A 21,498-nucleotide genomic window follows, 5' to 3' on the forward strand; every position below is an offset into this window, starting at 1 on the left:
GCCCGGCCCGCACCTGCGCCTCGGCGGCCCGCAGCAGGGCGAGGGCCAGCGGGTACGGCAGACCGGTCGGCCGCAGCTCGGTGACGGCCCGGGCCCACTGCTCGGCGGTGTCCGCGGCGGCGGCCCGGGCCAACTCGGCCTCCAGCAGCCGGGCCCAGCCGTGGTGCAGCGGAGACTGGGGCCGCAGGTCGGCGGCGGCCGCGGCGATCGCCGCCAGCGTCCCGGCCCGGCCCGCCTCGGTCTCCGGCCGTCCCAGGCAGTCCGCCTCCACTCCGGCGGCCTCCACCAGCAGCGGGTAGACGTCGGACTCGTAGCCCAGCCGCCCCTCCTCCGCGAGCGCGGCGAGCAGTTCGGCCCGGGCGTCCAGCGGCCGCCCGCCGTGCGCGGCGATCCGCACCGCCAGCCGGCTGATCGGCACGCTGTGCTGCGCCTGGCCGACCCGGTTGGCCGCCCGGGCCTGGGCCAGCATGGTCGCCGCGGTCGCGAAGTCCCCCCGCAGCACGGCGAGGTCGCCGCGCATCCGGTCCAGGAACTCGGCATGGGAGCCGGGCAGGCCGAGCAGCTCGCTGGCGGTGAGCATCTCCTCGGCCTCCCGCACCTGCCCGAGGTCGGTCAGCGCCTCGACCAGGTTGCCGGCCAGGATGTTGCCGATGTTGCGCTGCAGCCCGTTGCCCTCCGCGAACTCCAGGCCCTCCCGGGCCAGCCGGACGGCCTCATCGGCCCGGCCGAGACCGCGCTGCATGCTGGCCAGGTTGTTGATGCCGCGCAGCAGGAGGTCCGGGATGCCCAGCAGCCGGGCCCGGTCGATCGCCGCCGTCAGCTCGGCCAGCCCGCCCTCGGCGTCGCCCAGCAGGTCGTAGCGCAGGCTGCCGAGGGTCATCCGGGCGTGCACCTCGACCGAGTGGGCGCCGACCTGCCGGGCGATCCGGATCGCCCGCTCGGCCAGCTCCAGGTGCTCCATCCGCGGGGTCTTGACCACCGCCACCCCGGCGGCCAGCGCGAACACCTCGGCCTGCACCGCGGACGGCGGCATGTGCTCCACCAGCCGGTGCGCGCGGGTGATCTCCTCGTCGTCACCGGAGCGGCGCAGGTTGCCCAGCATCCGGGCCCGGTTGATCCGGAACCAGGCCGAGCGCACCGGGTGCTCCGTCTCGTCGACCAGCCGGAGCCCGCGCTTGGCCAGGCTCAGGCCGCGCTCGCGGTCGCCGCAGCGCCGGGCCGCGACCACCGCCTCGGCCAGCACGTCGACCAGCTGGATCCGGTCGCAGTCCGCGTCCGTGGGGCTGTGGTCGCAGGAGCCGGGCGGGTAGGTCTCGGCCCAGTCGTACGGGCGCAGGGTGTGCGTCAGCACCTCCTCGGAGACCAGGTCCCACAGCTCCAGGGCCCGTTCCAGCATGCCGAGTTGCTCGGCGAAGGCGTTGCGCCGGCGGGCCGCCCGGGCGGCGTCCAGGGCGGTCGGCAGCGCGCGGGCCGGGTCGTGGGCGTGGTACCAGTAGTTGGCCAGCCGGGCGGGCAGCGCGTCGGCCGGGACGAGCTGCGGCCGGGCCTCCACGGCGAGCGCGAACTTGCGGTTGATCCGGTGCCGTTCGCCGGGCAGCAGGTCGTCCGAGACCGCCTCGCGGACCAGCGCGTGCCGGAACCGGTAGCCCTCGCCCTCGCTGTCCGGGCGCAGGATGTTGGCGCCGACGGCCGCCCGCAGCGCCTCGATCAGCGCCTCCTCGTCGTCGGCCAGGACAGCGGCCAGCAGGGCGTGTTCGACGTGCGAGCCGCCCTCGGCGGCGATCCGCACCACCCGCTGGGCCTCCTCGTCCAGCCCCTCGACCCGGACCAGCAGGATGTCCCGCAGCGAGTCGGTCAGCCCGGCGCCGCAGCCGTCCTCGAAGGCGGTGGCCAGCTCCTCGACGAAGAACGGGTTCCCCTCGGAACGGCGCAGGATCCGGTCCACCAGCTGGCGGTCGGGCGCGCCGGTGCCGAGGATGCCGGCCAGCTGGGCCGCGACCTCGCGGCGGCCGAAGCGTGCCAGCTCCAGCCGCTGGACGGTGCGCAGCCGCTCCAGCTCGGCCAGGAAGGGGCGCAGCGGGTGGCGGCGGTGCAGGTCGTCGGTGCGGTAGGTGGCGACCAGCAGCACCCGGGAGCGGTGCAGGGTGCGCACCAGGAAGGCCAGCAGTTCGCGGGTGGAGCGGTCGGACCAGTGGAGGTCCTCGATGGCGAGCACGAGGGTACGTTCCGCGCCGAACCGTTCGAACAGTCGTGCCGTGTGCTCGAACAGCCGGGCCCGGCCGTACTCGTCGTTGGGTTCGCCGTCCGCCTCGCCGAACTCGGAGAGCAGCCTGGCCAGGTGGCCCTCGCTGCCGGCCGCCGCGGCCTCGAACTCGGCGCCCAGCGCGCGGTGCAGCCGGCGCAGCGCGGCGGCCAGCGGCGCGTACGGCAGGCCCTCGGCGCCGACCTCCAGACAGCTGCCGAGCGTGGTGACCGCTCCCCCGTCGGAGGCCCGCTGCAGGAACTCCTCCAGCAGCCGGGTCTTGCCGATGCCGGCCTCGCCGCCGATCAGTACGGCCTGCGGGCTGCCGGTGCCCGCCCGGCGCAGCGCGTCGGTCAGTTCGGTGATCTCGCTGCCGCGGCCGACGAAGACGGGACTCACCGATATCTGCTGCATGGAGGCGAGCATGCCATAGCCGGAGCCGCCGGTGAGAGGGGTTATCTCCGCCGGCGAACGCCCGGAGGGGGAGGCGCTCACCCGCGGCGCCTCCCCCTCCGGAACTCCATCGGCACCGTCGCGGTGCCGCACCGTCAGCATTCCGGCTGACGCACGGGGCGCCGCTGGAAGCGGGCGGCCACCGGGCGGCGGCGCAGGCGGGCGGCCTGCTTGGCCTCGCGGACCAGACGCTCGTGCTCGGCGCGGAGTTCGAGCTCGTGGGCCTGCTGCTGGATGAGCTGGTACTCGATCACTTCGGGTTCCCCCTCGGGTTTCACTTTCGTTTCCCTGACAAGTAAGAGCTTCCTCCCCCAGTGGGGGGTGCCACATCGGGAGCGTGCCCCATCTTCCGAAGGCCGGGTGCCTTAGATGGGGAGCCAAGAAAGGTTTAAGGCCCTGCCTCACCTAGATACATAGGCGAGACAGGGCCTTAGGCCTTACTTAGAGGGCCTTAGATGCCTTAGACGCCTTAGGAAGGCGGGCTTGACGGCCTAGGAACCCGATGCTTCTCAGGCGGGAGCCGCCCAGCTTCCCCAGGCTGTGCCTACTGGCCTTCCACGGCAAGCCGCTCCAGGATCAGGTCCTTGACCCGGGCCGCGTCCGCCTGGCCACGGGTGGCCTTCATGACCGCGCCGACCAGCGCGCCCACGGCCGCCACCTTGCCGTCGCGGATCTTGGCGGCGACCGCCTCGTTCTCGGCGATGGCCTGGTCCACGGCGGCGCCCAGCGCGGAGTCGTCCGAGACCACGGCCAGGCCGCGCTTCTCGACGACCTCGTCCGGCTCGCCCTCGCCGGCCAGCACGGCCTCGATGACCTGACGGGCCAGCTTGTCGTTCAGCTTGCCCTCGGCGACCAGCGCGGCGACCCGGGCGACCTGCGCCGGGGTGATCGGCTGCTCGCTCAGCTCGGTGCCGGTCTCGTTGGCCCGGCGGGCCAGCTCGCCCATCCACCACTTGCGGGCCTGGTCGGCGGGGGCGCCGGCCGCGATGGTCTCCTGGATCGGCTCGACCGCGCCGGCGTTGAGCACCGACTGCATGTCCTTGTCGGACAGGCCCCACTCGGCCTGCAGTCGGGCGCGACGCACCCGCGGCAGCTCCGGCAGCCCGGCCCGCAGCTCCTCGACCCACGCCCGGGCGGGGGCCACCGGCACCAGGTCCGGCTCGGGGAAGTAGCGGTAGTCCTCGGCGTTGTCCTTGATCCGGCCCGAGGTGGTGGAGCCGTCCTCCTCGTGGAAGTGACGGGTCTCCTGGACGATGGTGCCGCCGTCGGTCAGCACGGTGGCGTGCCGCTGGATCTCGAACCGGGCGGCCCGCTCCACGCTGCGCAGGGAGTTGACGTTCTTGGTCTCCGAGCGGGTGCCGAACTTCTCGGTGCCGTTCGGGCGCAGCGAGAGGTTGACGTCGCAGCGCATCTGGCCCTTGTCCATCCGGGCCTCGGAGACGCCCAGCGCCTTGATCAGCTCGCGCAGCTCGGCCACGTACGCCTTGGCGACCTCGGGGGCGCGCGCGCCGGCGCCGACGATCGGCTTGGTGACGATCTCGATCAGCGGGATGCCGGCCCGGTTGTAGTCGAGCAGCGAGTGGGTGGCGCCGTGGATGCGACCGGTGGCGCCGCCGACGTGGCTGGACTTGCCGGTGTCCTCCTCCATGTGGGCGCGCTCGATCTCCACGCGGAAGGTCGAGCCGTCCTCCAGCTGCACGTCGAGGTAGCCGTTGAAGGCGATCGGCTCGTCGTACTGCGAGGTCTGGAAGTTCTTGGGCATGTCCGGGTAGAAGTAGTTCTTCCGCGCGAACCGGCACCACTCGGCGATCTCGCAGTTCAGCGCCAGGCCGATCTTGACGGCCGACTCCACGCCCACCGCGTTGACCACCGGCAGCGAGCCCGGCAGGCCCAGGCAGGTCGGGCAGGTCTGGCTGTTCGGCTCGGCGCCCAGCTCGGTCGAGCAACCGCAGAACATCTTGGTCTTGGTACCCAGCTCGACATGGACCTCAAGGCCCATCACCGGGTCGTACGACGCGAGAGCGTCCTCGTAGGAGACCAGGTTCATGACGCTCACAGCGTCCCTTCTCACTTGAAGCTTGGGAGGTACGGGCCCGGCCCCGCGTCGCGCGGGGCCGGACTCCAGGGCGTGCCCTGCGGGTCCTTGCCGGGGCTGCCACAACCCGCAGGACACGCCCTGGGCGCTCAGCTCAGCTCAGCCCAGCAGCACGTCGTCGGAGGCGAGCTGACGCAGCTCGCGCACCAGCAGGGCCGTGCCGGTGATCAGCGCGGCGGCGCCGACCAGGGCGTTGACCAGCTTGAGGGTGTCGCTCTCCTCGCGGGCCTTGCGGACGTCCTTGGCGATGGAGACCGCACCGAACGCGCTGGTGCCGATGGACAGCCACAGGCCGGGCTTCGAATGCTTCCATCCCTTGATGGAGCTCGGGGCCTTCGCCTTTTCGATCTTGCTCACAGTGCCGGTACCTCCTCCAGCAGGGTGTGCCCCCACTTGTCGTTGAGAGCGGCCTCGACGGCGCCGCCCACGCGGTACAGGCGGTCGTCCGCCATCGCGGGAGCGATGATCTGCAGGCCGACCGGGAGATTGTCCTCCGGAGCCAGGCCGACCGGCAGCGACATGGCCGCGTTGCCCGCAAGGTTGGACGGAATCGTGCACAGGTCGGCCAGGTACATCGCCATCGGGTCGTCGGCGCGCTCGCCGATCGGGAAGGCGGTGGTCGGCGTGGTCGGCGAGACCAGCACGTCCACGCCGGCGAAGGCCGCGTCGAAGTCGCGCGAGATCAGCGTGCGGACCTTCTGGGCCGAGCCGTAGTACGCGTCGTAGTAGCCCGAGGAGAGGGCGTAGGTGCCCAGGATGATGCGGCGCTTGACCTCGTCGCCGAAGCCGGCCTCGCGGGTCAGCGCGGTGACCTCCTCGGCCGAGCGCGAGCCGTCGTCGCCGACCCGCAGGCCGTAGCGCATGGCGTCGAAGCGGGCCAGGTTGGAGGAGCACTCCGACGGCGCGATCAGGTAGTACGCCGGCAGCGCCAGGGTGAAGGACGGGCAGGACACCTCGACGACCTCGGCGCCCAGCTCGCGCAGCAGCTCCACCGACTCGTTGAAGCGCTGCATCACGCCGGTCTGGTAGCCCTCGCCGGCGAACTCCTTGACGACGCCGATCCGCATGCCGCGGATGTCGCGCATCTTCGCGGCCTCGACCACGGCCGGGACGGGCGCGTCGATCGAGGTGGAGTCCAGCGGGTCGTGCCCGGCGATGGCCTCGTGCAGCAGCGCCGCGTCCAGCACCGTACGGGCGCAGGGGCCGCCCTGGTCCAGGCTGCTGGAGAACGCGACCAGGCCGTAGCGGGACACCGAGCCGTAGGTCGGCTTGACGCCGACGGTGCCGGTGACGGCGCCGGGCTGGCGGATCGAGCCGCCGGTGTCGGTGCCGATCGCCAGCGGGGCCTCGAAGGCGGCCAGCGCGGCGGCCGAACCGCCGCCGGAGCCGCCGGGGATGCGGGTGAGGTCCCACGGGTTGCCGGTCGGGCCGTAGGCGGAGTTCTCGGTGGAGGAGCCCATCGCGAACTCGTCCATGTTGGTCTTGCCGAGGATGACGACGCCGGCGTCCTTGAGACGGGTCGTCAGGGTGGCGTCGTAGGGCGGGATCCAGCCCTCGAGCATCTTGGACCCGCAGGTGGTCGGGATGCCCTTGGTGGTGAAGACGTCCTTCAGCGCGAGCGGGACGCCGGCCAGCGGGCCCAGCTCCTCGCCCTTGGCGCGCTTGTCGTCGACGGCCTTGGCGGCGGCCAGCGCGCCCTCGGTGTCGACGTGCAGGAAGGCGTTGACCTTCTTGTCGACGGCCCCGATGCGGTCCAGGTGCGCCTGGGCGACCTCGACGGCGGAGACCTCGCCCTTGGCGATGGCGCCCGCGGTCTCAGCGGCGGTGAAACGGATCAGCTCGGTCATATCGGTCAGTCCTCCCCGAGGATCTGCGGCACACGGAAACGCTGCTCCTCGGCGGCGGGGGCGCCGGACAGCGCCTGCTCCGGGGTGAGCGACGGCCGCACCTCGTCCGCGCGCATGACGTTGGTCAGCGGCAGCGGGTGGGAGGTCGGCGGGACGTCCTGTCCGGCGACCTCGGAAACGCGGGCGACCGCGCCGATGATCACGTCGAGCTGCTCGGCGAAGTGGTCCAGCTCTTCGGGCTTCAGCTCAAGACGCGACAGCCGGGCGAGGTGGGCGACCTCCTCGCGCGTGATGCCAGGCATGCAGCGATCCTCAGGGTGAGTTCTGGTGAGGCCCGGCGGAGCCTGCGGCGCCGCCGGGCCCGGGCAGGAGCAGCCGGTTCGGCGCTCCGTCCTCGTGGTCTTTGGACCCCATCCTATGGGGCCCGGCCCGGCCACCGGCCAACGAGTAGAGGTACGGCCCCGTTACCGCGATCCGCGGGTGCCGGTCACTGGGGCCTGGTGCGGGCCCAGCCCTGGGCGCCCGGCGCCTGGAAGCCGATCTGCGCGGCCGGCATCGCCGGGCCGCGCTGGACGCCCTGGACGGCGGGCGGCAGCACCGGCGGGAGGGTCGGTGGCAGCACCGGCAGCACCGGTGGCAGCGCGGCGGGCTGGACGGCCGGCTTGACCGCGGCGGGCCGGTCCACCGGCTTGATGATCGACGGGAGCTGCGAGGCGGGGCCGAAGCGCTCCACCGTCGGGGCGCCGGTGGTGCGGTGCACCCGCAGCCAGGCGGTGGCCTGCTCGGCGGGCAGCGCGGCCGACACCAGCCAGCCCTGGACGGCGTCCACGCCCATGCAGTGCAGCCGCTCCCAGGTCTCGTCGTCCTCGACACCCTCGGCGACGACGGTCAGACCGAGCGAGTGGGCCAGCTCCACCGAGCAGCGGACCACCGCCGCGTCGTGGTCGTCGATGACCATCCGGGAGACGAAGGAGCGGTCGATCTTCAGCTCGCCGACCGGCAGGCTGCGCAGCCGCACCAGCGAGGAGTGGCCGGTGCCGAAGTCGTCCAGGGACATCCCGACGCCGTAGCCGCGCAGCTCCGCCAGGGTGTCGGCGGCGCGCCGGGAGTCGTCCAGCAGCAGCCGCTCGGTGATCTCCAGCTGGAGCGCGTGGGCCGGCACCTGGTGGCGGACCAGGTGCCCGGCGACGCGCTGGGCGAAGCCGGGGTTGAGCACGTCGCGCGGCGAGACGTTGACCGCGACCTGCACCTGGAGGCCCAGGTCGCGCCAGTAGGCGAGCTGGCCGACGGCCGCCTCCAGCACGTAGTCGGTGAGCCGGGGCATCAGGCCGCTGGACTCGGCGAGCCCGACGAACTCGTCCGGGGAGACGTTCCCCTGCCCGGGCCGCTCCCAGCGCAGCAGCGCCTCCAGGCCGACCACCCGGCCGTCGAAGGCCACCTTCGGCTGGTAGTGCAGCTGAACCTCACCGGTCTCCAGGGCCCGGCGGAGGTCCCCGAGCAGGCCGATCCGGTACGGGGTGTCGGCGTCCTGGGTCTCGTCGTACTGGGCCACCCCGCTGCACTCGCGCTGGGCGTGGCCCATCGCCACGTCGGCCCGGCGCAGCAGTGACTCGGCGTCCTGGGCGCCCTGCGGGTAGACGCAGACGCCGGCGCTGGCCTCCAGCACCAGCAGCAGCCCGTCCAGCCGGATCGGCGCGGCGAGTTCGGCGATCAGCGCCTTGGCGACGCGCTCCAGGCTGTCCGGGCAGTTGATCCCGGGCAGCAGGACGGCGAACTCGTCGCCGCCCATCCGTGCCACCATCGGGCGGCCGCGCCGGTAGTGCCGGGGCAGGCCGGCGAAGACGTCGTCGATGGACTCCCGGGTGGCGCTGCCGGCCGGTCCGCCGGAGCGCAGCGCCCGATGGAGTCGGCGGGCGATGTGAACCAGAAGGCGGTCACCGGCCGTATGACCAAGTGTGTCGTTCAACGATCGGAAGCGGTCGAGGTCAAGCAGGATGAGACCGACGCTGTAGCCTTCCTCGCGCTCGACGATCGCCTCCTGGGCGGCCAGCAGTAAGGCCTGACGGTTGGGCAGATCCGTCAGGGGGTCGGTCAGCTGGTCGCGGGCGCGGTCGCGGGCGATCCGCCAGGCCGCCACCAGGACGGCCAGCGGGACCGCGAACAGCGGCAGCAGTTCGGGTTCGTACCGGTAGACCAGGACGGCCAGCGGGATGAGCGGCGCGGCTCCGGCCAGCAGCACGCCGAGCAGCAGGACCGCACCCGCCACCCCCTGCGGCGGGCGTGTGGGCGCGCCGCCGGTCGTACGATCCATAAGCCCTGTCCTCCGTCGGGCCCGCCCCGTCAGGCCGCCTTACGGTGAGGCACCGTGCTGGTACCGACAGCTGCCGGGCATGGAGCGACCCCGAGGAGCACCGGCTCAGCCGGTGCCCCCACCCCTGCTGACACTCTGTTGCGCTCCAGGGTATGCCGGGGTCCACCCGGTGGGCAGACTTTCGGACAACCGGAAACGCGCCACCGCGCCCGGGTGTCACACAGTGACACAATGCCCGCTTTCACTGGACGACACCCGGTGACGTTGCATCAGGACGATAACAACACGGATCGGGCCACCGGCCGCTCGGGTCCGCTCCGGATCAGCCCTCGGCGGGGGCCTCGACGGGCTCGGCGGCCGGCTCCGGCTCCGGAAGTCCCAGGTGGGCGCGGGCGGCCGACGGTCCGTCGGCGAGCAGGACGGCGAAGCCCGCGTCGTCCAGCACCGGCAGTCCGAGCTGGACGGCCTTGTCGTACTTCGATCCAGGGTTGTCACCGGCGACCACAAAATCGGTCTTCTTCGAAACCGAACCGGTCACCTTCGCTCCGCGCGAGGTCAGCGCCTCCTTGGCACCGTCCCGGGTGTGGCCGGCCAGCGTCCCGGTCACCACCACCGTCAGCCCCTCCAGCGGGCGCTCCGCCGCCTCCTCGTCCGCGAACTCCTCGACGAAGCGCACGCCCGCGGCACGCCACTTCTCCAGGATCTCCCGGTGCCACTCCTCCTCGAACCACTCCTTGATCGAGCGGGCGATCGTCGGTCCGACGCCCTCGACCGCGGCCAACTCCTCCTCGGTGGCCGAGAAGACCCGGTCCAGGTCACGGAACTCCCGCGCCAGCTCCTGCGCCGCGACCGGGCCGACGTGCCGGATCGACAGGCCGTTCAGGAAGCGCCAGAGCGGACGCTCCTTCGCCCCCTCCAGGTTGTCCAGCAGGGTCTGCAGCGACTTCTTGGGCTCGCCCTTGGTGGTCGCGAAGAAGAAGACCTCCTTCTCCTTGCCCGTCTTGTCGTCCAGCTTGGGCATGCCGGTCTTCTGGTCGCGCACCAGCACCTTGATCGGCAGCAGCTGCTCATCGGTCAGCCCGAAGACGTCGCCCTCGTTGCGCACCGGCGCCTCGGCCGGCTCCAGCGGCTGGGTCAGCGCGGTGGCCGCCACGTAGCCGAGCCCCTCGACGTCCAGGCACTGCCGCCCGCCGAGGAAGGCGATCCGCTCCCGGATCTGGGCCGGGCAGTGCTGGGCGTTGGGGCAGCGCAGGTCGATGTCCCCCTCGGACATCGGGCGCAGCACGGCGGCGCACTCCGGGCAGTGCGAGGGCATCACGAAGGCCTGCTCGGTGCCGTCCCGCAGGTCGTAGACCGGCCCGAGGATCTCCGGGATCACGTCGCCGGCCTTGCGCAGCACGACGGTGTCGCCCAGCAGGACGTCCTTGGCCTTGACGATCTCCTGGTTGTGCAGCGTCGCGTACTGCACCATCGAGCCGGCCACCTTCACCGGCTCGGCCAGCACCGCGTACGGGGTGGCCCGGCCGGTTCGGCCGATTCCGACCTTGATCTCGGCGAGCTTGCCGGTGACCTCCTCCGGCGGGTACTTCCAGGCGATCGCCCAGCGCGGGGACTTGGAGGTGGCGCCGAGCCGGCCCTGCAGGGCGATCTCGTCCACCTTCACCACGACGCCGTCGATCTCGTGCTCGACCGAGTGCCGCTGCTCGCCGAAGTGCTTGATGAAGGCCCGGACCTCGGCCAGCGTGCCGACCACCTCGTTGTGCCGGGCGGTGGGCAGCCCCCAGTCGTGCAGCAGCCGGTAGGCGTGCGACTGGTTGTCGATGTCGAAGCCGACCCGGGCGCCGATGCCGTGCACCACCATGTGCAGCGGGCGGGAGGCGGTGACGTGCGGGTCCTTCTGGCGCAGCGAACCGGCGGCGGCGTTGCGGGGGTTCATGAACAGCCGGATCATCGCCCGGGGCCGCCGGCCCTCCTTGGCGCGCTCCTCGTTCTCCTGCCGGCGGCGCTCGTTCTCCGCCGCGAAGGAGGCGTTGAGCGCGTCGAACTCCTCGGTCGGGAAGTAGACCTCGCCGCGGATCTCCACCAGCTCCGGGACGTTCTCGCCCTTGAGCTGGTGCGGGATCTCCCTGATGGTGCGGACGTTGGCGGTGATGTCCTCGCCGACCCGGCCGTCGCCGCGGGTCGCCGCCTGCACCAACTGGCCGTTCTCGTAGGTGAGGTTGACGGCCAGGCCGTCCACCTTGAGCTCGCACAGGTAGTGGTACTCGATGCCGTCCAGCTCGGTGGCGACCCGGTCCGCCCAAGCGGCCAACTCCTCGTCGTCCATCGCGTTGTCCAGGCTGAGCAGCCGCTCGCGGTGCTCGACCTCGGCGAACAGCGCGGTGGCGGCTCCGCCGACCCGCTGGGACGGCGAGTCCGGCGTCACCAGGGCCGGGTGCTCGGCCTCCAGCGACTCCAGCTCGCGCATCAGCGCGTCGAACTCGGCGTCGCTGACGACCGGAGCGTCCTGCTCGTAGTACCGGGCGCGGTGGTCGGTGATCTCCTTCGCCAGCTCGGCGTGCCGCCGGCGCACCTCCGCCGGGACGTCCTCCCAGCCCTCGACAGCCGTCACCGCAAGCCCTCCTACGTTCTCATTCCGGGTTGTCCACCAGGCTCTGCGCCGCCCGTGCCGCGAGCGACAGCGCCCTGCGCGCGTACGCCGGGGAGGCCCCGGCCAGACCGCAGGTCGGCGTCACCAGAACACGACGGCCCAGCAGCTCCGGAGCGAACCCGAGCCTGCGCCACAAGGTCCTGACCCCCTGGACACTACCGGCCGGGTCGGACACCGCCTGGTCAGTGGCGGGGACGACACCAGCGAGGATCGCCGTGCCGCCCTCCACCGCCTCGCCCAGATCGTCGTCCTGGCGCTCGGTGAGGAGGGAGAAGTCCAGCGAGATCCCGGCGACCCCGGCCCGGCGCAGCAGCGGGACCGGGACGTCCGGGGCGCAGGAGTGCACGACCACGGGGACGTCCAGGCTCGTGATCACCTGCCGCAGCACCTCCTCGGCGACCTGCCGGTCCACCGCGCGCAGCCGCTGGAAGCCGCTGGCGGTCTTCACCGACCCGGCCAGCACGGCGGGCAGCGAGGGCTCGTCCAGCTGCAGGACCGGCTGCGCGCCCGGGACGCGCTTGCGGACCTCGGCGAGGTGGCGGCGCAGGCCCTCGGTGAGCGAGCCGGCGATGTCCCGGCAGGCGCCCCGGTCGGCGAGCGCCTTCTCGCCGTGCTTGAGCTCGATGGCCGCCGCCAGCGTCCACGGGCCGACGGCCTGGACCTTGAGCGCGCCCTGGTGGCCCTGGGTGAACTCCTCCAGCGCGTCCAGGTCCTCGCCGAGCCAGGAGTGGGCCCGCCGGGTGTCCCGGCCGGGGCGGTCGGTGAACCGCCAGCCGCTGGGCTCGGTCTGCGCGAACAGCTCGACCAGCAGGCCGGCGCCGCGGCCGATCATGTCGGCGCCCGGGCCGCGCGCGGGCAGCTCGGGCAGGAACGGCAGGTGCTCCAGCGCACCGGTGGCGGTCTTGGCGGCCTCCCGGGCGTCGGTGCCGGGCAGCGAGCCGACGCCGGTGGCGGCTCCGCGCAGGTCGGGGAAGGGGTGTCCGGTACTCACCCGCCCGAGCCTACTCATGCGGACGGCCCCGGTGCCGAGCGCGGGGCTCGGCAGCGGGGCCGTCGGCTGGGGAGCGGGGTCAGTACGCCTGGTAGCCGAACTCGTCGACCACGAGGTGCAGCGGGGCGTCGCTCGCGTTGTAGAGCGAGACCTTGCCGTCCTTGACCGGGACGACCACCTGGTTCGGGATGGTCTGTCCGGGCAGGAAGTTCAGGTTCGACACGTCCGGAAGGGCGTCACCGTGCGGGTAGACCGTCAGGTGGCCCTGGGCTCCCGGCTCGGTGACGGTCACGTTCAGGGTCACCGACGTGACGTTCGGGAGATCGCCGACCGGGATGTCCAGGGTGCCCCGGGCCGGGACGGTGCCCGCCGGACGGTCGCCGGACTCCCAGTAGGTGTGCTCACGGGTGTCGACGACCCGGATCGGGCCGACCGGGCGGTAGGTGACCTTGCCCTCGGTGGCGTAGTAGCCGGCGAGGTCGGCGAGCACGTGCACGGTGCCGGGGGAGGCGTTGTAGAACAACACCTTGCCGTCCTTCACCGGCACCGTCACCAGGTTCGGAATCGTCTGCCCGGCCGTCCAGTTCAGGTTGGAGACGCTCGGCAGGTCGTCACCGTGCGGGAACACGGTCAGGTGCCCGTCCTGCTGCGGCTCGGTCACCGTCACGTTCATCGTCACCGCCGTCACACCAGTGGCCGGAACACCGGCCACGCCGGCCACCGGCACCTCGATGGTGCCCCACGCCGGAACCGGCAGCGCCTTGGGGACGCCGATCGGCTGACGGGTGTCCAGCAGACGCGTCGGACCCTGCGCGTGGAACAGCGAGCCCTTGGGGCTGTAGTAGCCGGCGAGGTCGGCGAGCACGTGCGCGGTGCCGCCGGAGGCGTTGTAGAACGACACCTTGCCGTCCTTCACCGGCACCGTCACCAGGTTCGGAATCGTCTGCCCGGCCGTCCAGTTCAGGTTGGAGGCGGTCGGCAGGTCGTCACCGTGCGGGAAGACCGTCAGGTGCCCGTCCTGCTGCGGCTCGGTCACCGTCACGTTCATCGTCACCGCCGTCACACCGGTGGCCGGAACACCGGCCACACCGGTCACCGGCAGGTCGACGGTGCCCCACGCCGGAACCGGCAGCGCCTTGGGGACGCCGATCGGCTGACGGGTGTCCAGCAGACGCGTCGGGCCGGCCGGGGTGAAGGCGCTGCCGAAGTCCATGTCCTCCTGCGCGCCGCGGTCGCGGATGCCGCTGCCCGTGCCGGTGTTGGGCACCGTCGGGGCGTCGACCGGGGCGTAGCCGCCGCGGTCGACCGGCAGCATGCCCGGAGCGTTCTCGTCGGCCGAGTCGATCCGGTGGTCGACCGGCGCGTCCGGGCCCTTCGGCACGTAGGTCAGGTCGACGAAGTCGTGCGAGCCCTGGCCGGTGTTCGCGGTGAACTGGTTCTGGGTGGTGAAGCCGGCACCGGCCCAGCTGTAGGCGGCGCCGCCGCTGCGCGGGTCGATCAGGTTGTAGTCGACCTTGGTGCCCGCGGTGGAGTTGGCCGCGACGCTGATCCCGGTGGCGTTGGCCGGGGTGGCGCAGGCCGCGTTCTGGTTCGCCGCGGTGTTCACCACGTTGTTCTCGACCACCGCGCCGGTCGACGCGCCGTCCAGCACGATCCCGGCGAAGCAGGGCGAGTAGACGGTGTTGGCCACCACGACGGTGTTGGGGGCGTCCTTGACCAGGATGCCGGTCATGTTGTCGACGCTGTTGGGCTGGACCAGGTTGGTGGTCAGGACGGTCCCGGTGGAACCGCCGTCGACCTGGAGCAGCGGGCCGGGCGCGTAGGCGAAGGCGCCGCGGGCCCAGGTCACCTTGTCGGAGGCGTTGGTGATCTTGACACCCCCGCCCACGGCGTAGACGTTGGTGAACGAGACGTCGTGCCCGCCGTCGACGATCACGGACGGCCGCTGGTAGCTGTGCAGCGACAGGTTCTCGAACCGGAGGTGGTCGGCGCCCTTCACCACGAAGACGCTGTCCGGGTAGTTCGGCGCACCCCCGCTGATGTAGGCCGGGCTGCCCGGACTGTACGGCTGGGCCGGCCCGCGGAAGGTGATCGGCGCGTCGGCGGTGCCGGAGTGGGTCAGGGTCACCGCGGAGCCGTTGTAGCCGCCCGCGGCGATGTCGACCGTCTGCCCGGGCTGCACGACCGCCGCCGCGGCGGCGACGGTGCAGAACGGCGCGGCCGAGGTGCCGGTGCCGCTGTCGGTGCAGTTGGCACCCGCGGCGTTGTTGACGTAGAGCGTGCTGCCCGCCGCGGCCGCGCCGCTCGCACCGACGACCGGCAGACCGATCGTCCCGACGAGCAGCGCGCCGACGGTCAGCGCGGTACGAGTTCTGGAAATAGGAGCCCCCCAGGGCGACTTCGAAGCGTGGACGACGCTTTCCGGCCCCCCGCGGTCCGACCATGATCAGGCGGAGGGCGGAGCGGATCATCGCATGCCCGAGGGGATCTGGCCAACGCGAATTCCACCGGCCTCGGGACCGTCGGCCCCGGGGGGGGTGACTACCGCCCGGGGCGGACGCTGATGTCGGTGATCTCGGCGTCCCGGGAGGCGTCCAGGGCGGCGAGGACGGCCCGGGCGACGGACTCCGGCTCGATCCAGCGGCCGGCGTCGTACTCCTTGCCCTCCTGCTGGTGCACCTTGGCCTGCATCGCGGTGGCGGTGCGGCCCGGATAGACCGAGGTGACCCGCACGCCGCTCGGGTGCTCCTCCTGGCGCAGCGCGTCGGCCAGCGCCTTCAGGCCGTGCTTGCTGGCCGCGTAGGCCGACCACTCGGCGTGGGCGGTGAGGCCGGCGCCGGAGTTGACGAACACCACGTGGCCCTTGGCCAGGCGCAGCGAGGGCAGCAGCAGCCGGGTCAGCTCGGCGGGGGCGACCAGGTTGACGTTCAGGGTGTCCTGCCAGGCCTTCACCGGCAGGTCTCCCACGGTGCCCAGCTCCACCATGCCGGCGACGTGCAGCAGCGAGTCCAGCTCGATGGGCAGCGCCTGGTGCCCGAAGGCCCAGGACAGCTTGCCCGGGTCGCCGAGGTCCCCGACCAGGGTGCGGGCCCCCGGGAAGCGGTCGCGCAGTTCGCCGGCCCGTCGGGCGTCCCGGGCGAGCAGCCAGAGCTCGTCCCCGCGCTCGGCGAGCTTCTCGGCCAGGACGGCGCCGATGCCGGAGCCGGCGCCGGTGATCAGATGTGCAGCCATGGGCCCGATCCTCTCAGGCCTTGAGCTGGGCGAACACCTCGGCGGGCGTGTCCGCGAAGGTGACCAGCTCGGTGAGCGGCTTCGGCAGGAAGCCCTCGGCGTCCATCCGCTCCAGCTGGGTGCGCAGGCCCGCGTAGAAGCCCTCGGTGTCCAGCACGACGACCGGCTTCTCGAAGAGCCCGTGCTTCTTGAGCTCCAGCACCTCGGTGACCTCGTCCATCGTGCCCAGCCCGCCGACCAGCACCACGATCGCGTCCGCCCGGTTCGCCAACTCCCGCTTGCGCTCGGCGAGATCGGCCGTCCACACCAGCTCGTCCGCTCCGGCGTAGGCCTTGTGCCGCAGCATCTCCACCATCACCCCGACGAGCCCGCCGCCGGCCGCCTTCACCTCGTCGGCGAGCAGCCCCATCAGGCCGGCGTCGGAGCCGCCCCACACCAGGGTGTGGCCGCCCTCCCCGAGCAGCCGGGCGAATTCGGCGGCGGGGGCGGAGTAGCGGTCGTCGAGCGAGTACGCGGAGCAGAAGACGCAGATATTCATGATGCCGTCTGGTCTATCACGCCCGGCCGCCCCCGCTCACCGGCTTAACCTCCAGGGCCCGGCCGCGCGGTGCGGCCGGGCCCCGGGTCCGGTCACGACTCCGGTCACGGGACCGGTCACGGGTGCTGGAACTGCACCTCCGGGTTCGCGGCCGAGGGACCGTCCAGCAGAGGCTGGTGGACGCCCTTGAGGGTCTGGTCGAAGAACGCCCCGACGTACTCCCGGGTCAGCTGCATCCCGCGCTGCGGCGAGGTGGTCGTCCCGGGAGGGGACGGCAGGCCGGCCGCGGCGGCCAGGACCGGGACGTCCGTGAAGCTGGAGTGGTTCTCGCCCGCGACGGCCAGCCAGGGCTTGTAGCCGTCCCAGCCCGCCCAGGTCTCGCCCCAGGACTTGTCCTCGCCGCCGACGGCGTGGTCGCTCTGCTTGCCGAGCAGGAGGAACGAGCGTCCCTCCAGCTTGTCGGTCGGAATCGGCGGGTAGAACGTTCCGTCCATGTTCACCCCGGCCAGGATCCGCCGGTCGTCGGCCATCGCGTTCAGCGTGGAAGCCCCGCCGATCGAGTGCCCGGCCATGCCGATGCGGTCGCGGTCGATCAGGTGGGCCAGGCGCCAGGCCGGGTGCTGCCCGGTCAACCGGTCCAGGACGAAGGACACGTCCTTCGCCCGGCTGTCCGGCAGCGAGTCCGGCGCGCCGGTGTCGCACAGCGCGCAGCCCGGGGTGCTGCCGTCGGCGAGCGTCTCGCCGGAGTCCTCGTAGGTGTGGCCGACCAGGGCCACCACGTAGCCGCGGCTGGCCAGTTCGGTCGCCAGGCCGGTCAGCGTGGCGCGGGGGTTCTCGAAGCCGGGCGAGAGCACCACCAGCGGGAACTTCCCGCCGACGGCCTTCGCCCCGGTGGAGGCGTGGGTGTCGACGCCCACGACGTCCTGCGGCCGAAGCCCGGTCCCGGCCGGGACCCTGGTCGCCACGAAGCCCTGCGCCTCGCCGAGGGTCATGTACGGAGCGGGCTTCCCGGTGCCCTGCCGGGCCGGGTAGAACATCGACACCGCCAGCTGCCGCGGCCCGGCCGAGGGCACCCAGGGGTCGGTGCGGCTCTGATCGGTGAGGTGCAGCACCTCCTCCCCAGCCGCGTACCGCCCGGTCGGGGAGGGCAGCTCGGCGTGGAAGGCGGCGGGGGCGCTGGAGACGGCCGCGGCGGCGGCCACCGTGGGCGAGGGTGAGGCCATGGCAACCCCGGCCAGCGGAAGGGGCAGGGCGAGTGCGAGGGCGGCGACGGCCGCGACACGACGGATTCGGTTCATGCCCCCGACGGTAGGTCCGGGCCCCGAACCCCCGAATCAGCCCGCCGAATGCCCTCTCCGGCCCCCGTCATCCGCCCGGTTCAGCCCCGTCATCCCTCCGGATGACACCCACCATGGCCCCCTCAGGCCCACACCGCCGGGCGTTCGGTGGTGGTGGACGGCCTCAGGTGTGCTCGACCAACGGCCTGGTCACCGGGACCACCGTGAGGAGTCCTTCGAGGCCCTTGAAGTCGTCCGGATTGGTGGTGAACAGAGGCAGGTCCTCGGCGATCGCGATCGCCGCGATCATCAGGTCGGCCACCCGGCGCCTCGGCTTGCGCCCTGATCCGACCACCGCCGCACAGGCCCGCCCATAGATCCGGGCCGCCTCGGCGTCGAAGGGAATGGGGTCGAACTCGTGCTCGGCCCGCTGGAGCACATCGAGGCGCCGGGCCCGGCCGTGGCCTGCTGGTCAGCGCGGAAGGCGTCCAGGGAGATGTCCGGAGCGCTTCGCGACATGGCGGCGAACTCGGCCCGGGACACGAACCGTCGACGCCGCCGGAGCGGGATCAGCTCACCGATCCGGTGGCCGTCCCTGGTCACCGTGAAGGACTGACCGGCTTGGACGGCGTCCATGATCTCCTCGGGCCTGCTGCGCAGGTCCCGCTGGCTGATCTCGGGTTGCACTGACATGCCTCCGGCGTAGGGGGCGGCATGTCGGTGCGGCGCGGCGTTCGAACCGATCCGGTCAGCTCCCGACGACGCCGACGGCAGGGCGTTCGGTGGTGGCGATGGTGGCGGAGCCGATGACGCGGGTGCCGTCGTAGAGGACGACGGCCTGGCCGGGGGCGATGCCGCGGGCCGGGGTGTCGAGGCGGACGTGGAGGGTGTCGTCGGCCATGGCGGCGGTGACGGGCACCTCCTCGCCGTGGGCGCGGAGCTGGGCGGTGTAGCGGCCCTCGGTCAGGGGCTCGGTGCCGCACCAGCGGGGGCGGATGGCGGTCAGGGCGGTGACGTCCAGGCCCTCGACGGGGCCGACGGTGACGGTGTTGTTCACCGGCGAGATGTCGAGGACGTAGCGGGGCTTGCCGTCGGCGGCCGGGCGGCCGATCCGCAGGCCCTTGCGCTGGCCGATGGTGAAGCCGTAGGCGCCATCGTGCTCGCCGAGCTTGGTGCCGTCGGCGTCGAGGATGTCGCCGGTGGCGGTGCCGAGGTGCTTGGCCAGGAAGCCCTGGGTGTCGCCGTCGGCGATGAAGCAGATGTCGTGGCTGTCGGGCTTCTTGGCGACGGCCAGGCCGCGGCGCTCGGCCTCCTCGCGGATCTGCTCCTTGGTGGTGTCACCGAGTGGGAAGAGCGAGTGGGCGAGCTGGTCGGAGTCCAGCACGCCGAGGACGTAGGACTGGTCCTTGGCGGCGTCCACGGCGCGGTGCAGCTCGCGCTCGCCGGTGGGCAGGTCGACGATGCGGGCGTAGTGGCCGGTGCAGACGGCGTCGAAGCCGAGCGCGATCGCCTTGTCCAGCAGCGCGGCGAACTTGATCTTCTCGTTGCAGCGCAGGCACGGGTTCGGGGTCCGCCCGGCCGCGTACTCGGCGACGAAGTCGTCGATGACGTCCTCGCGGAAGCGCTCGGCGAGGTCCCAGACGTAGAAGGGGATGCCGATCACGTCGGCGGCCCGCCAGGCGTCCCGGGAGTCCTCGATGGTGCAGCAGCCGCGCGCGCCGGTCCGGAAGGACTGCGGGTTGGCGGACAGCGCCAGGTGGACGCCGGTCACCTCGTGGCCGGCTTCGACGGCGCGGGCGGCGGCGACGGCGGAGTCGACTCCGCCGGACATCGCCGCGAGCACGCGCAGGCGGCCGGTGGACGGAGTGGTCGGGGCACCCGGGAAGTCAGTCATGATGGCAACAAGGGTACGGGGTGGCCCGGCTGTTCCCGGAAGCCGAGACGAACCGGGGGAAGCCGGGGCGGCCAGGGCAGGCCGAGGGAGCCCGTCGGAGGCCGCGGGAGCCCGAGGTCAGCGCCGTACGGACGCCAGGCCCGCGTTGCGGGCCCGCTGCACCGCCGGGCCGATGGCCGCCACCAGCGCCGTGACGTCCTCGGGCACCGAGGTGTGCCCGAGCGAGAACCGCAGCGAGGCGCGGGCCAGCAGCGGGTCGACGCCCATCGCGAGCAGCACGTGACTGGGCTGCGGCACCCCGGCCGAGCAGGCCGAGCCCGTGGAGCATTCGATGCCCTGGGCGTCCAGCAGCATCAGCAGCGCGTCGCCCTCGCAGCCGGGGAAGGAGAAGTGGGCGTTGGCGGGCAGCCGGCCCTCGCCGGCCGGGTCGCCGTTGAGCACCGCGTCCGGGACGGCGGCCAGCACCCCGGCGACCAGGTCGTCGCGCAGCGCGCCGAGCGTCACCGCGTACTCCTCCCGCCGTTCCACGGCGAGCGCCGCGGCGGCCGCGAAGCCGGCGGCGGCGGGGGCGTCCAGGGTGCCGGAGCGTACGTCGCGCTCCTGGCCGCCGCCGTGCAGCAGCGGTACGGGCGCGGCGCCGCGGGAGAGCAGCAGCGCGCCGATGCCGAACGGGCCGCCGATCTTGTGCCCGGTGACGGTGAGCGCGGTGAGGCCCGACCCGGCGAAGGACACCGGGACCTGACCCAGCGCCTGCACCGCGTCGGCGTGCATCGGGATGCCGTACTCGGCGGCCACGGCGGCGAGTTCGCGCACCGGCTGGACGGTGCCGACCTCGTTGTTGGCCCACATCACGGTGACCAGGGCGACGGAGGAGGGGTCGCGTTCGATCGAGGAGCGCAGCGCCTCGGGGTGGACCCGGCCCAGCGGGTCCACCGGCAGGTACTCGACCTCGGCGCCCTCGTGCTCGGAGAGCCAGTGCACCGCGTCCAGCACCGCGTGGTGCTCGACCGGGCTGCACAGCACCCGGGTGCGGGCCGGATCGGCGTCCCGGCGGGCCCAGTACAGGCCCTTGACCGCCAGGTTGTCGGACTCGGTGCCACCGCCGGTGAACACGATCTCGCTGGGGCGGGCGCCCAGCGAATCGGCCAGCGACTCGCGGGCCTCCTCGACCACCCGGCGGGCCCGGCGGCCGGCCGCGTGCAGGGCCGAGGCGTTGCCGACCACCCCCAGGTGCGCCGTCATCGCGGCGATCGCCTCGGGCAGCATCGGCGTGGTCGCCGCATGGTCCAGGTATGGCATAACGATGCGATTGTAGAGGGCCCGCCCGGGGACCCCTCCAGGTGCACACCGATCCGGCCACCGACCCGGCCACCGGGCCGCGACGGCCGGACGCCGGTGTCCGGCACCGGTTTGTACCACTGTGCCGGGCAGCGGTTAGCCTGACGAACACTTCTCAAGCCAGTTCAGGGGGGCACCATGTCGCAGTCGGTCGACCGCGCGCTGACCCTGCTCGGCTCGCTCGACGACGGACCGCTCTCGCTGGAGCAGGCCGCGAGCCGCCTCGGGGTGCACAAGTCCACCGCGCTGCGGCTGCTGCGGACCCTGGAGGAGCACGGTTTCGTCCGGCGCCAGCCCGACCTGCGCTACCAGGTCGGCGGGCGGGTGCTGTCGCTGGCCCACCGGGCACTGGAGGACTTCGACGTCCGGCAGGTGGCCGCGCCGTACCTGGCCGCGCTGAACGCCCGCTGCGGCTACACCGTCCAGCTGGCGGTGCTGCAGGACGGCGAGGTGCTCTACCTGGACGAGGTGGCCGGGCCGTCGGCCGCCCGGCCGCCGCGGATCGGCCGCCGCGCCCCGGTGACCGGGACAGCCGTCGGGCGGGTGCTGCTGGCCGGGCTGCCGGCGGACGGCGCCCGCGAAGAGGAACTGCCGCCCGAGCTGGCGGCGGTGCGCCGCCGAAGATCGGAAG

15 protein-coding genes and 3 pseudogenes are annotated in these 21,498 nt (G+C 72.8%); 1 reads left to right on the plus strand and 17 read right to left on the minus strand.

The window, feature by feature from the left end; genetic code table 11:
- From BG452_RS09235 to BG452_RS09315, 17 genes and pseudogenes are all read right to left on the minus strand, one after another.
- A partial coding sequence (locus BG452_RS09235; protein ID WP_188303725.1) for an ATP-binding protein occupies positions 1-2,656 on the minus strand: 2,656 nt, incomplete at its 3' end.
- Positions 2,657-2,790: 134 nt separating this feature from the next.
- Positions 2,791-2,949, minus strand: a complete 159-nt coding sequence (locus BG452_RS09240) for a hypothetical protein (protein WP_188303726.1) — start codon at positions 2,947-2,949, stop codon at positions 2,791-2,793.
- 290 nt (positions 2,950-3,239) lie between these two features.
- A complete protein-coding gene (gene gatB, locus BG452_RS09245) occupies positions 3,240-4,751 on the minus strand; it encodes an Asp-tRNA(Asn)/Glu-tRNA(Gln) amidotransferase subunit GatB (protein WP_188303727.1) in 1,512 nt (503 codons plus the stop codon).
- A 138-nt stretch (positions 4,752-4,889) separates the two neighbouring features.
- On the minus strand, positions 4,890-5,147 hold the full coding sequence (locus BG452_RS09250) for a hypothetical protein (protein ID WP_188303728.1): 258 nt from the start codon (positions 5,145-5,147) through the stop codon (positions 4,890-4,892).
- Positions 5,144-6,637, minus strand: coding sequence for an Asp-tRNA(Asn)/Glu-tRNA(Gln) amidotransferase subunit GatA (gene gatA / locus BG452_RS09255; RefSeq protein ID WP_411292909.1), 1,494 nt, complete (start codon positions 6,635-6,637; stop codon positions 5,144-5,146). Before gatA ends, BG452_RS09250 begins: the two co-directional genes overlap by 4 nt.
- A 5-nt stretch (positions 6,638-6,642) precedes the next feature.
- The gene (gene gatC, locus BG452_RS09260; RefSeq protein ID WP_030057414.1) at positions 6,643-6,939 is read right to left on the minus strand and encodes an Asp-tRNA(Asn)/Glu-tRNA(Gln) amidotransferase subunit GatC; all 297 of its coding nucleotides are present in this window, start codon (positions 6,937-6,939) and stop codon (positions 6,643-6,645) included.
- A 185-nt stretch (positions 6,940-7,124) separates the two neighbouring features.
- Positions 7,125-8,885, minus strand: a pseudogene (locus tag BG452_RS09265) (putative bifunctional diguanylate cyclase/phosphodiesterase); the annotation flags it as partial.
- Positions 8,886-9,270: 385 nt separating this feature from the next.
- Complete coding sequence (ligA, locus tag BG452_RS09270; RefSeq protein ID WP_188303730.1) at positions 9,271-11,559, minus strand: NAD-dependent DNA ligase LigA; 2,289 nt, start codon at positions 11,557-11,559, stop codon at positions 9,271-9,273.
- Positions 11,560-11,578: 19 nt separating this feature from the next.
- Positions 11,579-12,589 (minus strand): methionine synthase, encoded by a 1,011-nt coding sequence (locus BG452_RS09275; protein WP_317620962.1) that lies wholly within the window; start codon positions 12,587-12,589, stop codon positions 11,579-11,581.
- 79 nt (positions 12,590-12,668) lie between these two features.
- A complete protein-coding gene (locus BG452_RS09280; RefSeq protein WP_188303732.1) occupies positions 12,669-14,771 on the minus strand; it encodes a right-handed parallel beta-helix repeat-containing protein in 2,103 nt (700 codons plus the stop codon).
- Positions 14,772-15,130: 359 nt separating this feature from the next.
- Positions 15,131-15,820 carry an SDR family oxidoreductase gene (locus BG452_RS09285; protein WP_188303733.1) on the minus strand — a complete coding sequence of 230 codons (690 nt, stop codon included), beginning with the start codon at positions 15,818-15,820 and terminating at the stop codon, positions 15,131-15,133.
- A gap of 13 nt (positions 15,821-15,833) precedes the next feature.
- On the minus strand, positions 15,834-16,358 hold the full coding sequence (locus tag BG452_RS09290; RefSeq protein ID WP_188303734.1) for a TIGR00730 family Rossman fold protein: 525 nt from the start codon (positions 16,356-16,358) through the stop codon (positions 15,834-15,836).
- Between the two features lie 116 nt (positions 16,359-16,474).
- Positions 16,475-17,656, minus strand: coding sequence for an alpha/beta hydrolase family protein (locus BG452_RS09295; protein ID WP_188303735.1), 1,182 nt, complete (start codon positions 17,654-17,656; stop codon positions 16,475-16,477).
- 163 nt (positions 17,657-17,819) lie between these two features.
- Positions 17,820-18,092, minus strand: a pseudogene (locus BG452_RS09300) (PIN domain-containing protein); the annotation flags it as partial.
- Positions 18,092-18,328 (minus strand): annotated as a pseudogene (locus BG452_RS09305) (type II toxin-antitoxin system Phd/YefM family antitoxin); the annotation flags it as partial. The pseudogenes BG452_RS09305 and BG452_RS09300, both read right to left, overlap by 1 nt.
- A 55-nt stretch (positions 18,329-18,383) precedes the next feature.
- Positions 18,384-19,529: a tRNA 2-thiouridine(34) synthase MnmA gene (gene mnmA / locus BG452_RS09310; protein ID WP_188303736.1), complete on the minus strand. Its 1,146-nt coding sequence runs from the start codon at positions 19,527-19,529 to the stop codon at positions 18,384-18,386.
- A 117-nt stretch (positions 19,530-19,646) separates the two neighbouring features.
- A complete protein-coding gene (locus BG452_RS09315; protein WP_188303737.1) occupies positions 19,647-20,828 on the minus strand; it encodes a cysteine desulfurase family protein in 1,182 nt (393 codons plus the stop codon).
- A 177-nt stretch (positions 20,829-21,005) separates the two neighbouring features.
- On the opposite strand from BG452_RS09315, the gene BG452_RS09320 reads away from it, so the two are divergent.
- Positions 21,006-21,498: IclR family transcriptional regulator (locus BG452_RS09320; protein ID WP_188303738.1), on the plus strand; the 493-nt coding region annotated here is incomplete at its 3' end.

Source organism: Streptomyces sp. CBMA123, from assembly GCF_014596465.1.
Taxonomy (GTDB): domain Bacteria; phylum Actinomycetota; class Actinomycetes; order Streptomycetales; family Streptomycetaceae; genus Kitasatospora.

Coding starts and splice junctions, on each gene's coding strand:
- gatA (WP_411292909.1), bottom strand. CDS start 6,637: ATGACCGAGCTGATCCGTTTCACCGCCGCTGAGACCGCGGGCGCCATC.
- gatC (WP_030057414.1), bottom strand. CDS start 6,939: ATGCCTGGCATCACGCGCGAGGAGGTCGCCCACCTCGCCCGGCTGTCG.
- BG452_RS09285 (WP_188303733.1), bottom strand. CDS start 15,820: ATGGCTGCACATCTGATCACCGGCGCCGGCTCCGGCATCGGCGCCGTC.
- BG452_RS09290 (WP_188303734.1), bottom strand. CDS start 16,358: ATGAATATCTGCGTCTTCTGCTCCGCGTACTCGCTCGACGACCGCTAC.
- BG452_RS09295 (WP_188303735.1), bottom strand. CDS start 17,656: ATGAACCGAATCCGTCGTGTCGCGGCCGTCGCCGCCCTCGCACTCGCC.
- mnmA (WP_188303736.1), bottom strand. CDS start 19,529: ATGACTGACTTCCCGGGTGCCCCGACCACTCCGTCCACCGGCCGCCTG.
- BG452_RS09315 (WP_188303737.1), bottom strand. CDS start 20,828: ATGCCATACCTGGACCATGCGGCGACCACGCCGATGCTGCCCGAGGCG.